The sequence below is a fragment of the Cedecea davisae DSM 4568 genome (genome assembly GCF_000412335.2).
Lineage (GTDB): Bacteria > Pseudomonadota > Gammaproteobacteria > Enterobacterales > Enterobacteriaceae > Cedecea > Cedecea davisae.
This window is the reverse complement of sequence record NZ_KE161030.1, coordinates 2,716,335-2,731,523: the sequence shown is the minus strand read 5'-3', so window position 1 is coordinate 2,731,523 and position 15,189 is coordinate 2,716,335. Positions and strand designations below refer to the sequence as shown.

General features: G+C 52.3%; 14 protein-coding genes. 9 read left to right on the top strand and 5 right to left on the bottom strand.

The annotated features are described in order from the left end of the window. Positions 1-56: 56 nt before the first annotated feature. The 3 genes from fliT to fliD are packed head-to-tail and all read right to left on the bottom strand — an operon-like array spanning position 57 to position 2,260. On the bottom strand, positions 57-419 hold the full coding sequence (fliT, locus tag HMPREF0201_RS12440; protein ID WP_016537036.1) for a flagella biosynthesis regulatory protein FliT: 363 nt from the start codon (positions 417-419) through the stop codon (positions 57-59). Beyond that, positions 419-829 (bottom strand): flagellar export chaperone FliS, encoded by a 411-nt coding sequence (gene fliS, locus HMPREF0201_RS12435; protein WP_016537035.1) that lies wholly within the window; start codon positions 827-829, stop codon positions 419-421. Before fliS ends, fliT begins: the two co-directional genes overlap by 1 nt. Before the next feature lie 9 nt (positions 830-838). After that, a complete protein-coding gene (gene fliD, locus HMPREF0201_RS12430) occupies positions 839-2,260 on the bottom strand; it encodes a flagellar filament capping protein FliD (protein ID WP_016537034.1) in 1,422 nt (473 codons plus the stop codon). A gap of 414 nt (positions 2,261-2,674) precedes the next feature. Here fliD and HMPREF0201_RS12425 point away from each other — a divergent pair, with 414 nt between their 5' ends. From HMPREF0201_RS12425 to HMPREF0201_RS12410, 5 genes are all read left to right on the top strand, one after another. Beyond that, complete coding sequence (locus HMPREF0201_RS12425; protein ID WP_016537033.1) at positions 2,675-3,514, top strand: flagellin N-terminal helical domain-containing protein; 840 nt, start codon at positions 2,675-2,677, stop codon at positions 3,512-3,514. Positions 3,515-3,714: 200 nt separating this feature from the next. Next, a complete protein-coding gene (locus HMPREF0201_RS12420; RefSeq protein WP_016537032.1) occupies positions 3,715-5,142 on the top strand; it encodes a hypothetical protein in 1,428 nt (475 codons plus the stop codon). A gap of 39 nt (positions 5,143-5,181) precedes the next feature. Further along, the gene (locus HMPREF0201_RS12415; protein ID WP_016537031.1) at positions 5,182-7,614 is read left to right on the top strand and encodes a class I SAM-dependent methyltransferase; all 2,433 of its coding nucleotides are present in this window, start codon (positions 5,182-5,184) and stop codon (positions 7,612-7,614) included. After that, complete coding sequence (locus HMPREF0201_RS23370) at positions 7,590-8,531, top strand: O-linked N-acetylglucosamine transferase, SPINDLY family protein (RefSeq protein WP_244878511.1); 942 nt, start codon at positions 7,590-7,592, stop codon at positions 8,529-8,531. The genes HMPREF0201_RS12415 and HMPREF0201_RS23370 overlap by 25 nt, the downstream gene beginning before the upstream one ends. A gap of 65 nt (positions 8,532-8,596) precedes the next feature. Continuing rightward, positions 8,597-9,724, top strand: coding sequence for a DegT/DnrJ/EryC1/StrS family aminotransferase (locus HMPREF0201_RS12410; protein ID WP_016537029.1), 1,128 nt, complete (start codon positions 8,597-8,599; stop codon positions 9,722-9,724). A gap of 74 nt (positions 9,725-9,798) precedes the next feature. Here HMPREF0201_RS12410 and HMPREF0201_RS12405 read toward each other — a convergent pair whose 3' ends face one another. Beyond that, a complete protein-coding gene (locus HMPREF0201_RS12405) occupies positions 9,799-10,515 on the bottom strand; it encodes a class I SAM-dependent methyltransferase (protein WP_016537028.1) in 717 nt (238 codons plus the stop codon). A 5-nt stretch (positions 10,516-10,520) separates the two neighbouring features. Continuing rightward, a complete protein-coding gene (locus tag HMPREF0201_RS12400; RefSeq protein ID WP_016537027.1) occupies positions 10,521-11,477 on the bottom strand; it encodes an ATP-grasp domain-containing protein in 957 nt (318 codons plus the stop codon). 392 nt (positions 11,478-11,869) lie between these two features. Between HMPREF0201_RS12400 and fliA the strand changes: the two genes are divergently transcribed. The 4 genes from fliA to dcyD all read left to right on the top strand — a co-directional run bounded on the left by fliA (position 11,870) and on the right by dcyD (position 15,163). Then, positions 11,870-12,589 (top strand): RNA polymerase sigma factor FliA, encoded by a 720-nt coding sequence (fliA, locus tag HMPREF0201_RS12395; protein ID WP_039898361.1) that lies wholly within the window; start codon positions 11,870-11,872, stop codon positions 12,587-12,589. Positions 12,590-12,627: 38 nt separating this feature from the next. Next, positions 12,628-13,173 carry a flagella biosynthesis regulatory protein FliZ gene (gene fliZ / locus HMPREF0201_RS12390; protein WP_016537024.1) on the top strand — a complete coding sequence of 182 codons (546 nt, stop codon included), beginning with the start codon at positions 12,628-12,630 and terminating at the stop codon, positions 13,171-13,173. A gap of 85 nt (positions 13,174-13,258) precedes the next feature. Continuing rightward, the gene (gene tcyJ / locus HMPREF0201_RS12385; RefSeq protein ID WP_016537023.1) at positions 13,259-14,059 is read left to right on the top strand and encodes a cystine ABC transporter substrate-binding protein; all 801 of its coding nucleotides are present in this window, start codon (positions 13,259-13,261) and stop codon (positions 14,057-14,059) included. A gap of 117 nt (positions 14,060-14,176) precedes the next feature. Then, positions 14,177-15,163 (top strand): D-cysteine desulfhydrase, encoded by a 987-nt coding sequence (dcyD, locus tag HMPREF0201_RS12380; protein WP_039899346.1) that lies wholly within the window; start codon positions 14,177-14,179, stop codon positions 15,161-15,163. Positions 15,164-15,189: the final 26 nt, after the last annotated feature.

Sequence of the window (15,189 nt, the reverse complement as noted above, 5' to 3'; positions counted from 1 at the left end):
CAGAAGTCATTTAGCTGACCTCTGGAGTATGGAGTAAGAAGCGAAAACAGGCAGGTTTACTGATTTAAATCGCTGGGCATTAAAACATTGCCGGAAAGAAATCCGTAGGTGTTGTTGAGCGATTTCTGGCGGCCGCTTTGGTCGATAAGGTCGCGCAGTTCGCTAAGCCGACCGTGCAGCAGCGCTTTGATCTGGTTTTCATTCGCGAGGATCATATCCAGCAGTCCCTTCGCTTCTTCCTGGCTTCTGTTGCTGGCCTGGGCAATAGGATTATTGGCAATCGCCTCCACCAGCTGAACGTATTTCACTTCCTGTTCTATCAACTCATCCCACTTTCCAGAATGAGCAAGGTCAAGCATGGTTTGACTGAGGGCATGAAGGGCATACCATTCATTTAGGGATGAGATGAAATCATTCATCAGATAGCATCCTGAAGTGTAGAGGGAGAAGGGCCTATTTGTTTCCATGCATCCGCAATATTGGCGAGCAACCTTTCTACTTCGCTGATTGCGTCGACATCGTTGCGCAAATTAGCGTGCAGGAGACGCCGCACCATATAGTCATAAAGATTCGCAAGGTTAACGGGCAATTCCCCTCCGATCTCCATATCCAGACCTGCTTTCAGTCCGTTATCAATAATATTAATGGCTTTGGAGAGCGCCTCGCCTTTGGGGGCCATTTGGCCCTGCTCCAGAAACAGGCGCGCCCGCACAAGGGCACTGAGTGCCCCGTCGAACAACAACACCACGAGCTGGTGTGGACTGGCACTCATAACGGCGCTTTCCAGACCGACCTGTTGATAGGCTTGTACACCAGAACTCTTGTACATATTAAATCCTTAACTTTTGGTGAACTGCTGCGTCAGGTAGTTCCCCGTATTGGTCATCTTGCTGACAAGGTTTGCCAGAGAGGTAAACTGTGCCTTGTAACGTGCCATGGTGGCGTCAATACTGTCGCTCATATCCTGCTTACGGTCAGCCACGGTCTTCAGGGTTGAAGTGAGGCCATCCTGCGCATTTTTAATCACGCCGGCATTGATTGAGCTGGTACTCAGCATGTTGTTCAGCTTGGTATCCAACTGGGTAGCAAAACCGGTGGTTTTACCGTCGCCAACAAAGTAGTTGATCACGCCCTGCGGGTTATCCGTCAACGCTTTGGTCAGCTTGGCATCATCCACTTTCAGCACGCTGGAGCCGTCTGGAGCCAGAACCGGATCCTGGCTAACGCCAAGCTGAGCCATGATGCTGTAATCGCCAGCCTGAACGTTGGTCAGCATGCTGCGAATATCGGCCTGAATGCCGCGAACCGTACTGTCTCCGACCAGTGCGCCGTTATTCGGGTCCTGGGCGTTACCTGCGGTAACTTTCACATACTTGGTGACGCTGGCAATGGTTGACTGCAGGGAGTTATAAGCTTTAACCCAGTCATTAATAACCTTTTTGCTGGCATCGCTGGTACGCGTAACGCTGAGCGTCTCGTCAGCCGTGCTTTTTGCTTTCAGGTTCAGCGTCACACCCGGCATGGCGTCGGAAATGGTGTTGCTCTGGCGTTCAATGACGACGCCGTTGACCTGTACTTTGGCATTCTGCGACGGCGTTTGCTCATTTAACGCGCCGGATTTGCTGGCCGAGTTGTAGCCAATAACGCCCTGAAGTTTGTCATCGCCGGTCACGGTGACGGTCATGTCAGACTGCACGCCGGTGCTCTTGGAGGAGAGCATCAGGCGGTAATCACCGTCGCTTGCTTTAACCACGGAAGCGGAAACGTTCCCGTTGGCCGCATTAATGGCTTTGGCGATACCGTTCAGCGAGGTATCCGAGTCGGACAGCGTCACGTTCAGCGGGGTCGTTGTCCCTGGCTGAGTAATGGTGATTGTCCGTGTTCCACCGGTCGTCGCTCCTTGCTGCGCGGTGTTACTGGCAATGCTACCGCTCATCAGCACCTGGGATTTCGCCATCTGCTGTACGTTAACCGTATAGTCAGACAGAATCGCATCGCTGGTGGTTGTGGCACTGAATGCGGTGTTGGTGCTGCTGACGGATGTTGCCAGCAGTGCGCCGCTTTTTGTTAACGCAGCGGTCGCCGTTTCCAGACCCGATATCGCCGTTTTTAATTGACCGAAGGCGCTAAACTGAGCCTGATACGTTTTGGTCTGGGTATCAAAAATCGTTAATTTAGTCTGTTCTGCCGCGTAAAGCTTATCGTATGTGTCCTGGAGGTTCAGGGTCGTGCCTGCTCCAAGGCTAGAGATCGATGCCATTGATGTCTTCCTTTAAGTCGCTGGTAGTTACACTACTTATCGGCGGACTGGACGAAAAGTTTACTGCCAGTTGAAAAAAATAATCAGTCGAATAGCCGGGTGGGAATTAGTCTTATAAGCCGATTGTCGAAGCGTATGTCTTCATTAATAGAGTAGTCGGTTCGCATCAGAAGGCCGGGGAGTATTTATTTTCATTTCCGCCTGTTGATATAAACCGGCGGAGGGAAATGCAGGTATAAACGAAAGAAAAAAGAATATATTGATATTAATTTTTCTTTTAATTCAAAGGGTTGATATTTTTTCTGTGATTATTTCTAAAGTTGGAACTGAGGGCGTCGATAACCTTGTTGACGGTGAGAGACGCCGTGAGTGTTAGGCACCGAACCTAAACCCAATTTTTAAGGAATTAAAACTATGTCAGTTATCAATACTAACCTGCTGTCCCTGACTACTCAGAACAACCTGAGCAAATCTCAGAACTCACTGGGTACCGCTATCGAGCGTCTGTCTTCCGGTATGCGTATCAACAGCGCAAAAGATGATGCTGCTGGTCAGGCGATTGCCAACCGTATGACTTCCCAGGTTAAGGGTATGACTCAGGCCGCTCGTAACGCTAACGACGGTATCTCTCTGGTTCAGACCGCTGAAGGTAACCTGAACGAGATCAACACCAACTTACAGCGTATCCGTGAGCTGTCTCTGCAGGCTGCTACCGACACCAACGGTACCACTGACCTGAAATCCATCCAGACTGAAATCACCCAGCGTCTGTCCGAAATCGACCGTATCGCTGGCGGTGCTTCTTTCAACGGCAAAAAACTGCTGGACGGTTCCGTAGGCAGCACCGGTCTGAACATTCAGGTTGGCGCTAACACCACCTCTAACGACACCATCGTTATCGGCAGCAACGCGCTGATCGCCGCTTCTTCCGCTAGCCTGGACGGCGGCCTGAGCACTGCAATCGCCGACCACACTACTGCACAGGCTGTTGTTTCTGCTGCTGATGCTGCAATTGCAAAAATCGATGAAGCTCGTTCTAACATGGGTGCGATTCAGAACCGTTTCGAATCCACTATCAACAACCTGAACAACTCCATCACCAACCTGTCTGCTGCACAGTCCCGTATTCAGGATGCTGACTACGCGACCGAAGTTTCCAACATGAGCCGCGCGCAGATCCTGCAGCAGGCTGGTACTTCCGTACTGTCCCAGGCAAACCAGGTTCCACAGGCAATGCTGTCCCTGCTGCGTTAATTTCGCAGACTGCTACAAGAAAGGTTGCTGGAAACAGCAGCCTTTTTTTGTTTTTGTCGAAAATAGCCGCCGACCGCCGTTTTTTAATATGAAGGATAAGGCGCTAATTTCAGTTTTGTTCTGCTCATTATGCCTGCCGTGCGAATGCTAGCATCAGACAATCACCGGTCTGGCAAAAAAATGCACATCAAAGGACAGTTATGAACAGTTTCTCTCGCACCCGGGCGCTGCAACAATATTACCGCGATCTGTTTACCCGCACTATTTTCCTGCCGGAAGCGGATGTTTTGCCCGCGTGGTTGGTGACTGAAGTCCTTAATTTCGCCAACCCTGATTTTGCCTCCCTGAACGACAAATTAACCCTTGCTCAGACCGGGCTGAATCCGGAACAGGATAGGGCGCTGAAGCTAATGATGGGGGCTATTATCCTCTCGAATTCAGCGCTGGATATGCATCAGCATGCTAATCCGGAGCCTGTCGATGCCGATAAAATTGAGAAAATAACTCATTATATTGTTGAAGCCCTGAAGCTCGACGGCAATAAAAACTATCTGGTTGCTGGCGTTCAGGTCTTGTTCCGCATTAATGAAATTAGCTCTGCGATTTTCCTGATCTCCAATAACCTTTCCGAGCTTAGCGAATCTCCGGTGGCGTTGAAAATCCTGCTGCTGGTTTGCCTGATGGAAGAAGATTTTAATCAGGCCTATGTCATTATTGAGCAGCTCACCGGAAATATGGAGCTTATTGGCGAAGATCCTATGACGTTATTGATGGTGGTTTCGGCTCTCTATCGGCTCGGTGGCTGCCCGGATTCATTTATCGATTTTCGCCCGTTGGCAGACACGCTCTGCCGGCCGGATAGCGAACGCTACCAATGGCTGATTGAACCGGCGAACAATAGCAAAACAACCGTTCTGGTCGGCTGCGACAAAGCCTATTTCTCGGCGCACGGCCTGTCTTTGCTGCTCTCAATCTTTAATACCAACCGCAGCGAGCTTAACGTTCACTTCCACATTTATAACTGTGACGCCGGACTGGAACAGCAGATTTCCGGGCTGCGTGAGGCAATGCCCGAGCTGGGTATTTCGCTGAGTAGCGAAGCGTTCAGGACGGGCAAGGCGGACAAAGTGCATTACGCCAGCCGTCGCCTGGTCTTCTTACCGCATGCCCTGAAAAAAATAGCTTCTCCTGTTCTGCTGCTGGATGCCGATAGCCTGGTAAGAAAACCGTGGTCAGCTTTGAAAGAGACCCTTGAAGCGAAAGATCTGCTGCTGACCTGGGATGAAAATGCCCCGTTCTGGGAGTCCATTCTGGCGGCGTTTATCTATAGCGAAGGCGGCGAGCCGTCGGCGAAATATCTTGCGACCGTCGCGCGGTTTATCGATATCAATCTGCAAAACAATAACGCCGAATGGTTCCTCGATCAGATAGCTCTTGCCGCGGCAGAAAATGAACTTAGCGCTATGGAAAAAATGGCAATCGGCCGTGAAGCAATCAGCAAACTGGCGGATGCCGGGCACGGTGAAGATGCATTTTGCTGGGTGCTGGGTAAGTCCCGGCAGGAAAGCGAGGCCTACAGAGAATACAAATCTTCGCTGCTGGAAAACTACAGCGCATTAATCGGCTGACCCCAGGTCATTTCTCCTGAAAATAATGGATAGCGTAACGTGAGTCAGTATTACCCGGATCGCAATATTTCTCCCGCGGCCATTCAGTGCGCGGCCCACCTCTACCATCTGCCTGCGGTGGCGCCCGAGCGTGCGCGTATTCTTGAGCTTGGCTGTGGTGAGGGGCAGGGCATTGTGGCCCATGCGCATGCGTGCCCGGAAAGCATTGTTATTGGCATTGATATTGATGAGGCCAGTATTGCCGTGGGGCAGCGGCGTGCGCTGGCGCATGGGCTTGCAAATGTTGAGCTGTTTAATGCGGGGCTGGGAGATATTCTGGCTATTGAAGGCGGTGAATTTGATTACATCATTGTGCGCGGTGCTTTCTCATTGCTCGGGGCTCCTGAGCAAGAAGCGCTGCTGACGTGGTGTCGCCAAAACCTCTCCAAATCAGGCGTTGTCTGCCTGCACTGGTACCCTTCGACGGGAGCCGGTGACACTGCGGCTATCCGTGATGCTCTCAGCTACCATGCCATGCGTGGGGGTAATAGCGATGCTGAGGTACAGGTCAACGCCGCGCGCGGCATGCTGAGTTATCTGGCGATGACGTTGCCGCAGGGTGCTCTAAAAACGCGTGTTGAAGAGGCCGAGCGAGAGAGCGATTTAATGCTGACTCTGCGTTACCTTGCGCCTGCCGTTGAACCGCTTACCTTTAGTGAGTTTTATAGCAAAGTCGATGAGCTGGGCTTCGGTTATGCGGGAGATGCCGTACCGCAGTATGAATTACCGGGCTATTACGGTGACAAAGTTGCCACGCTCCATGGTCTGGTTGCCGGGCAGGATCGGATAGCGGCTCAGCAATATCTGGATTTTAGCGTATCACGTAGCGAACGTTTCAGCCTGCTGGCTGCCGCACGGGAAGAGGCGCATTTTCCGCCGCTTCCCGATCTGTCGAGCCTTGAAACGCTTCACTGGTCGGGGAGCTTTACGCGCAGAATCAATGACAATGCTCAGATTGTTAAAGGGCATACCAGCGGCAGCGGGCAAGCGTTAAGTAGCGACAATCCCGTTACGCTCCGGGTGCTGGATCTGCTGGGCGCGGCATGGCCACTCAGCCTGAGCGTCGATCAGCTAGTCTTTAACTGCCGTATGCCCGAAGAGCATGCCGACGTTCGTGAGCAAGTGCTGGCGACGCTAAAGGAGCTCTACCTTAAGCAGCCTTCCGGCCTTTACTGGAGCGCATCACCAGGTGCCTACAATAGGGCAGAAAACGATACGCTAAGCGCCATCGTGCCGCCGGAATCTTTCGATGCGGAAAAGGGTGAAGCGCTGACGCTGCAAAATTATTGGGGCGAAGACTTTACTCTGACGGCGGAAGAGCTGTGCTACTTGCGCGGCGGGATGGCCGGTGTCGGCGATGATGCGTGGCAATGTTTTCTCTCACTGCGCAATAAAGGCGCGCTGACGGGATCTCCCCTTGCCTGGAAAAAACATTATCAATCTTTTCTGCGTACCGGAAACACTCAATATTTACGGCAGTTGCTGAATACCTTACTCCTGCTTAGCGTTTCCACCAATCGGGGCGGACTCCTGAGTGAGGATGTTAATGACGTGCCGCGTACGGAACAAAGCGGCGACGATATTTATGATGAGATAAATCAGCTCATTCAGGCTAAAGATCTTCAGCAGGCAAAGGCGCGCTCTGAGCAATTACTGAGCGATAATCCCGAGGATATCTCAGCGTTACGCTGCTATTCCCGTACCTGCATTTTGTCCAATCAGTGGGATGACGCGATAAATGCGCTGTGTCGCCTGATGGGCTATTACTTCTCCAGCCTGGATATTTATTACGACCTGGCAACCGCATTTCAGAAAACCAGCGATCACTATCATGCCCGGGTGGTTTTACAAGGGTTATTAAGGCTCGAGGACAAAAATGTCAATTTCTGGCATAGCCTGGCCTACTCCTATTATCAGCACGGAGAGATGGCGCTGGCGGAGCAATGTTCCCGAGCCTCCCTGCGCAGTGAGGGCGTTAAGGCCATTCATCTTGCGACCATGGGGGTGATTTTAAGCGACAGTCAAAAACTCGACGAGGCGGCCTGGTTCCTTAACAAGGCAATAGAGCTTGAGCCGGGCAATTTTGAGTACTTCACCAGCCTGCTGTTTGTGCTGACTCACGACCACAACGTGACGGCTGAACAGCTGTTTGAAAAACACCTGCAATACGGGCAGGCGGTGGATAAATGGGCCAAAGCCTGCGATCTGCATTTTTCTTACGCCGGGGAAAAAGATCCGGCTAAAAAACTGCGTGTGGGCTTTGTCTCCGGGGATCTGCGTAAACATCCCGTCAGCCATTTCCTGGAGCCATTCTGGGATGGGCTGAATCGCGAGCATTTTGAACTGGTGGGCTACAGCGTGTCGCCCATTCGCGACGAGGTAACCGAGCACTTAGGGCCGGTTCCGTATTGTGGCGCCATGTTGACAAGTTGAGCCAGCGGCGGCTTGCCGAACAGATTAATGAGGATCGCATAGATATTCTGTTCGACCTTTCCGGCCATACTTCAGATAACCGCCTGCCCGCGTTTGCGCTACGCCCGGCACCGGTGCAAATTTCCTGGATTGGTTACCCCGGGACAACCGGCCTGAGCACCATGGATTATCGCATTCTGACCGCGACGCTTGCCCAGCCTGCCGACCTCGAACAGCAACTGACTGAAAGCATCATGTTTATTGAGATGCGTAAGTTCTTCGAACCCCATCCGCAAAGCCCGGATATTCAGCCGCTGCCGGCGCTTAAAAATGGCTGGCTTACGTTTGGCAGCTTTAATCGCCCGAAAAAAATCAACGATGAAGTCCTCAGGGTCTGGGCCAAAATTCTGACCCTGTATCCCGAGTCGCGGTTTGTCATTGGCTTTATGAACGATGACAAGATGGTAGCGGCTATGACGAAAAAGTTGCAGCAGCTGGGTATTGATGAGTCGAGGCTGATTTTCAAGAGAAGAGCCTCGCTGGTGGATTACCTGGCCTATCACCATGAAATCGACATTTTGCTGGATGCCTTCCCTTACTCCGGCGGCACCACCAGCAACCATGCTTGCTGGATGGGCGTGCCAACTCTGACGCTGTGCGGCGCGACCATGGCCGCCCGCCAGGGGGTGGACATTATGCGGATCCACGGGCTGGAAGAGTTTATCGCCTACACAGAGGAAGATTACATCCAAAAAGCACTTAGCTGGCGCGATCGTTTTGCCGAGCTAAGTGAAATACGTACGACGATGCGCGGCAGGATCCCGATGGAAACGGAGGACGGTTTTAACGTTGCCGGCACATTTGGGAGAGCGTTGCAGGAGGCCTGGCGCATTTATTGCGCGGGCGAGGCGCCCCGTACTTTTACCGTAATGGAGTGATGTGGCCGCGGCGGGTAACGATGCACTCGCCGTCCCCGCCGTCTCTACGCTGAGGTGTATGCACTATGAAAGATATCTTTGTTACCAGCCCGCTGCTGCCGCCGCTCGAAGAGTTTATTCCGTATCTCGAGCAAATTTGGGGCAATAAGTACCTCACCAATAACGGTCCGTTTCATCAGCAGCTTGAGAAGGCGCTGGCCGATTATCTGGGGGTTAAATACTTATCGCTATTCTCTAACGGCACGCTGGCGCTGCTGACGGCATTCCAGACCCTGCGGCTGAGTGGCGAAGTGATTACCACGCCTTACTCCTTTGTAGCCACCTCACACAGCCTGCTGTGGAATGGCCTGACGCCGGTATTTGCCGATATTGACCCGCAGACATTTAATATTGATGCGGACTCTATCGAGGCTCTGATCACCCCGCAAACTACCGCGATTATGCCGGTACACTGCTACGGCATCCCGTGCGATGTGGATAAAATTCAGCGCATCGCAGACACGTACGGCCTGAAGGTTATCTATGATGCCGCTCATGCGTTCGGCGTGAAGCAAAACGGCTCCAGTATTCTTAACTGCGGAGATCTGTCTATTCTGAGCTTCCACGCCACCAAGGTGTTTAATACCATCGAGGGCGGGGCGATTATCTGCCCGGATGCCAGAACTAAAAAACGCATCGACTACCTGAAAAACTTTGGCTTTGCCGATGAAACCACGGTGATTGCACCGGGCATTAACGCCAAAATGAATGAAGTACAGGCGGCTTTTGGCTTGCTACAGCTTCAGCATATTGACGGGGCATTAAGCGCCCGCGCCGACATTTATCGGCGCTATTGCGAGGGGCTGGCCGGTATTCCTGGGCTGGAGTTCTATACTCAGAAAAGCGACTTTGAGTGGAACCACTCCTATTATCCTGTTCTGGTGGATGAGCGCTTCCCGATTAGCCGCGATGCGCTTTATGAGGCCCTGAAAGAAGAGGGCATCTATTCACGCCGTTACTTCTACCCGCTCATCAGCTCGTTTGCCATGTACCGGCATCTGCCTTCTTCCGCCCCGGAACATTTGCCGGTAGCCAATGAGCTTTCTCAGAAGGTGCTGTGCCTGCCTATTTTCCCTGACCTGGGCGAAGAGGGGCAGCAGCGTATTATCGCCGCGGTAAGACGTATTAGCCTTGGGCAAAGCGCCGCGGCATAGCGTGCTGGCGGAGTGAATAACAAAAAAGGGCTTTGTCGTAAGACAGAGCCCTTTTTGCTGAGGCGAATAGTTGTTTACAGTTCGGCAATGCACATCAAACGTTCGCTGCGCTCGAGATAGCGGTCGCCGGACCATTTAAACATGCCGTTTATCAACAGCGGGTTGTGCAGGCCGTGGCGGATGAGCCAGTCTTCATGCGTTTTTTTGCCTTTGCCCACCGGAATGATAGTTACTTTTTTGGCGACCTTGCCGAGGATCTCCTGCATCTGGTCGACGGTAAAGAAGCGAATATTAAACAGCGAGTCGCTCTCTTTTTTAGAGTTGAAGTAGTTCACGAACGACTGGTTGTGGGCGTTATGCACGGTGATAATCATTCTGCCGCGGGTAATACGCGCCTGCTCCTGAGCCATCTTCTGGATATCTTCGTCCGAGAACAGTACCCAGAACCCGTTGTGGTAGGTCAGGTCAAAATGCTTATCCGGGTATTGCAGATTGAAGGCGTTCATTACGGAAAAACGATCCTGCAAAGAAGGATAGAGTTTTTTCGCCAGGCTCACCGATTCGGGTGAAAAGTCGATGCCGTGGCCTTCAACGCCGCGTTTTGTCAGCTGCACGATATCGCGAAAACTGCCGGCGGCAATTTCAAGCACGCGCTTTTCGTGGCTCTTTCTGACGGCATCAATATAGTAGGCGTGCCGAATATCATTCTGATAATGATCGAAAATTCCCTGCCATTTTTGGTCCCAGTCCTCGGCCGTAATCAGCTTAGCTGGCTCGGTGGTTTGGCTCATTTTCTCTATCCTGTAATTGATTTTTCAGCGACGTAGTGGCGCGTAAATACGGCATTTTGTACCGCAACAGAGGGTTGGATTGGCTGACGGGTAAAGCAATGAATATGGTTAATTATCATGTCGTAGCCTGCCATCACCGAGAACTCGACTCCCGCCGAGAAGCGAGGGTTAATGTCCATCAGGTAATCGCCAGTCTCATGGCGCATAAATTCAATATTGATGCAGCCGTTCAGATCCAGCAGCCGGGCGACTGCGGCGGCTTTTGCAACCAATGCGTCGTCTGGCAATATTTCAACGGTTAGCCCGGCCCCGTTGGCGGTACGCAGCAGCTCTTTGCGCGCGATACCTGCCCATGCGCCGGTTTCTTGCTGGCGCACAATATCGATAACGTGGACCTCTCCTGCCAGAAATGGCTGCACGATCCAGTCGTCGCCGTTAAGTCTGGCACTGAGTTCGAGCAGTTCGACTTCGGTCTCAATACGGCGAAGCCCTTCGCTGCTGCGGCCATCCCTGCGCTTGAGGATAACCGGGAAGCCTAGCGCCTGCGGCCGGTAGTCGGCCAACAGTATCGAGGGCAGCGGCAGAAAGATATCGTTGCCGGCAAAACGCTGGTTCCAGGCGAATTTGTCCCTGGCAATAGCGATAGACTCCGCGTCCATCAGCGTTAGAGCCGAAGGCGAGCGCAGCCGAGTGCGGTGCAGGGAAAGTACGTCAACTTCAACATCGGTAAGCGGAATAATCAGGTCGATGTCATGGTCGCCACAAATAGCATTGATGCTTTCAATATAGGCTTCGGCATCGGTAGCGCGGGGGACCTGAATGAAAGCGTCAACCCGTTGGGAACAATAAAGCCAGTGGGCAGGATAGATATCACATCCTATGACGGTATGAGATTCGCGTCTCAACGCATCTATCACGGCGTTGGCGGACATTGAACCTAAAGCCGTAATTAAAATCTTCATGCGGGTAACCTGCCTTGTAATCGAACCGGCTCGGGAGGCATGGGAACCAGTTTTTGGCGCGTAGAGACAACACGTATATTTACCACTTTAAGATAAAAGGGCGCGCGCTCAGGCCCGGAATAAAAGGTTTTTTTCCATCTTTTTTGGACGATAGATTGTCCGGCTTAATTAGCAAGGAATAGCTATAGTATGTGGCGTTAATAATTAACAACCAATTGATACTTTTAAGTAAGCCTGAACACGATTTGCCATAGCTTATGGCTAAAATCCGAGAGGTTTATTTCTTCATAACCCCCAAATAACCCCCCATTTCACCCACTATTCTGACGATTAAAACCCCTCCAGAAACGGATAATCATGCCGATAACTCAATTAACGCAGGGCTGTTTATCGTGAATTCACTGTATACCGCTGAAGGTGTAATGGATAAACACTCGCTGTGGCAGCGTTATGTACCGCTTGTGCGTCACGAAGCATTGCGCCTGCAGGTACGTCTGCCGGCGAGTGTAGAGCTTGACGATCTGCTACAGGCAGGCGGCATCGGGTTGTTGAATGCAGTCGAACGTTACGATGCCCTGCAGGGAACGGCATTTACTACCTACGCGGTGCAACGCATCCGTGGGGCGATGCTTGATGAATTGCGCAGCCGTGACTGGGTGCCGCGAAGCGTCAGGCGTAACGCCCGCGGCGTGGCACAGGCGATTGGTCAACTGGAGCAGGAGCTGGGGCGCAACGCTACCGAGACGGAAGTCGCGGAGCGGCTGGAGATCCCACTCGACGAGTATCGCCAGATGTTGCTCGACACAAACAATAGCCAACTCTTCTCTTATGACGAGTGGCGTGAAGAGCACGGCGATAGTATCGAACTGGTCACCGAGGAACATCAGCAGGCAAACCCGCTGCAGCAATTACTGGACAGTAATTTGCGCCAGCGCGTGATGGAAGCCATTGAAGCTTTACCGGAACGCGAACAACTGGTGCTGACGCTGTATTACCAGGAAGAGCTGAATCTTAAAGAGATTGGCGCGGTGCTTGATGTTGGTGAGTCGAGGGTAAGCCAGCTGCATAGCCAGGCGATTAAGCGCTTGCGCACCAAATTGGGTAAGTTGTAAGGAGTGCCGCACAATTATCTGACGACCTGGGAATTATCATGACGGTGCAGCAGTCAAAAAGACGGCCATTAAGCCGCTATCTCAAAGATTTCAAACACACCCAGACACATTGTGCACATTGCAGCAAGCTTCTTGACCGTATCACGCTGACGCGTAGCGGGGTCATTATTAATAAAGCCACCATTGCTCAACTGGATACCTTAATTGACGAGGCCACCTGGCTTATCGAGCAGAAGGAATGGGTTGCGCTGTGTCGTTTTTGTGGCGATTTGCACTGCAAAGAACAAAATAATTACTTCGATATTATCGGTTTCAAGCAATATCTCTTTGAGCAAACCGAAATGAGCCACGGGACGATACGTGAGTATGTGGTGCGCCTGCGTCGCCTTGGCAACCATTTAAGCGAGAATAAAGTCCCGCTTCCCGGCTCGCCGCAAGGGCTGCTGGATGAAACTCTGGATGCCTGGTTGCCGAGAACCAGCACCAATAACTACCGCATTGCATTGCGAAAGTATTGGCAATTTCAGGTGCAGGGGTATGCGATCCCGCGTCAGGAAATTAGCGCAACTTCCGATATATACTAAATTTGCATAAGTTGTAGCGGACTGGTTTTGATATATCCCAGGCCGGGCCGCTACACTAGAAAAAATGTAAATTATCGGGGTAAACATGAAACTAGCAATGGCAGGGCGTCAGGCGCTGATGGGCGTACTGGCAGTGGCGCTGGTGGCTGGCGCCAGCGTAAAAACCTTCGCGGCAGAAAACCTTCTTAATAAAGTCAAAGAGCGCGGCACGCTGCAGGTTGGCCTGGAAGGCACCTATCCTCCGTTCAGCTTCCAGGGCGATGACGGCAAGCTCACCGGTTTTGAAGTCGAATTTGCCGAGCAGCTGGCTCAGCATCTTGGCGTTAAAGCGGCGCTGAAACCCACTAAATGGGACGGCATGCTGGCATCTTTAGACTCCAAACGTATCGACGTGGTCATTAACCAGGTCACTATCTCCGAAGAGCGTAAGAAAAAATACGACTTCTCCACGCCTTATACCGTTTCCGGTATTCAGGCGCTGGTTAAAAAAGGCAATGAAGGCGGCATTAAAACCGCAGCTGACCTGAAAGGTAAAAAAGTGGGCGTGGGCCTCGGAACTAACTACGAGCAGTGGCTGCGTGAAAACGTGCCGGGCGTAGATATTCGTACCTATGATGATGACCCAACCAAATATCAGGATCTGCGCGTAGGCCGTATTGACGCTATTCTGGTTGACCGCCTTGCCGCGCTGGATCTTGTCAAGAAAACTAAAGATACGCTGGCGGTAGCGGGCGACGCATTCTCCCGTCAGGAATCAGGCGTTGCCGTGCGTAAAGGCAATGAAGATCTGCTGAAGGCCATCGATGCGGCTATCGCTGAGATGCAGAAAGACGGCTCTCTGGCGAAGCTTTCCGATAAGTGGTTTGGCGCTGACGTGACTAAATAGCGTTCGCTCACCGTGAAAAGGTGCTGATTTCAGCACCTTTTTTATTTACCGGGGCGGGGCAACGTGCTTGTCTGGTGCATAATGAAACTGGATATCGATATCGGCTCAGGAGGCCCTATGTCACTGCATCATTTAACGCGTTTTCCGCGTCTGGAATTTATCGGCGCGCCTACTCCGCTGGAATACCTGCCGCGCTTTTCTGATTATCTTGGCCGCGAAATCTATATTAAACGTGATGATGTTACGCCGATGGCTATGGGCGGCAACAAGCTGCGTAAGCTTGAGTTCCTTGCGGCTGACGCACTGCGCGAAGGTGCCGACACGCTGGTCACCGCGGGTGCTATTCAGTCGAACCATGTGCGCCAGACTGCGGCGGTAGCGGCTAAGCTGGGCTTAAACTGCGTGGCGCTGCTGGAAAACCCTATCGGCACCAGCGCGCCAAACTACCTGACCAACGGTAACCGTCTGCTGCTCGACTTGTTTAATGTTGAAGTTGAAATGTGTGAGGCGTTAACCGCCCCGGACAAGCAGCTTGAAGAGATTGCCGTTCGCCTGGAAGCTCAGGGGTTCCGCCCTTATGTTATTCCGGTTGGCGGTTCTAACGCCTTGGGTGCGCTGGGTTATGTTGAAAGCGCGCTGGAAATTGCTCAGCAGTGTGAGGACGCGGTTAATCTGTCCTCCGTAGTCGTGGCTTCCGGCAGCGCCGGTACTCATGCGGGCCTCGCGGTTGGCCTTGAGCAACTGATGCCGGACGTAGAGCTTATTGGCGTAACGGTTTCAAGAACCGTCGCGCAGCAGAAACCAAAGGTTATTGCCCTGCAGCAGGCGGTTGCCCAGTCTCTTGAGGTCAGCGCTACCAGCGACATCATCCTGTGGGACGACTATTTCGCGCCGGGTTACGGCACGCCGAACGATGAAGGTATGGAGGCAGTAAAACTGCTTGCCAGGCTGGAAGGGATCCTGCTCGATCCGGTTTATACCGGTAAGGCAATGGCCGGGCTTATCGACGGCGTGGCGCAAAAAAGATTTAAGGATCAGGGCCCGATAGTCTTTATTCATACCGGCGGCGCGCCCGCGTTGTTTGCCTATCATCCGCACCTGTAGAGGGCGGAGCAGGGCAAGACTTGATA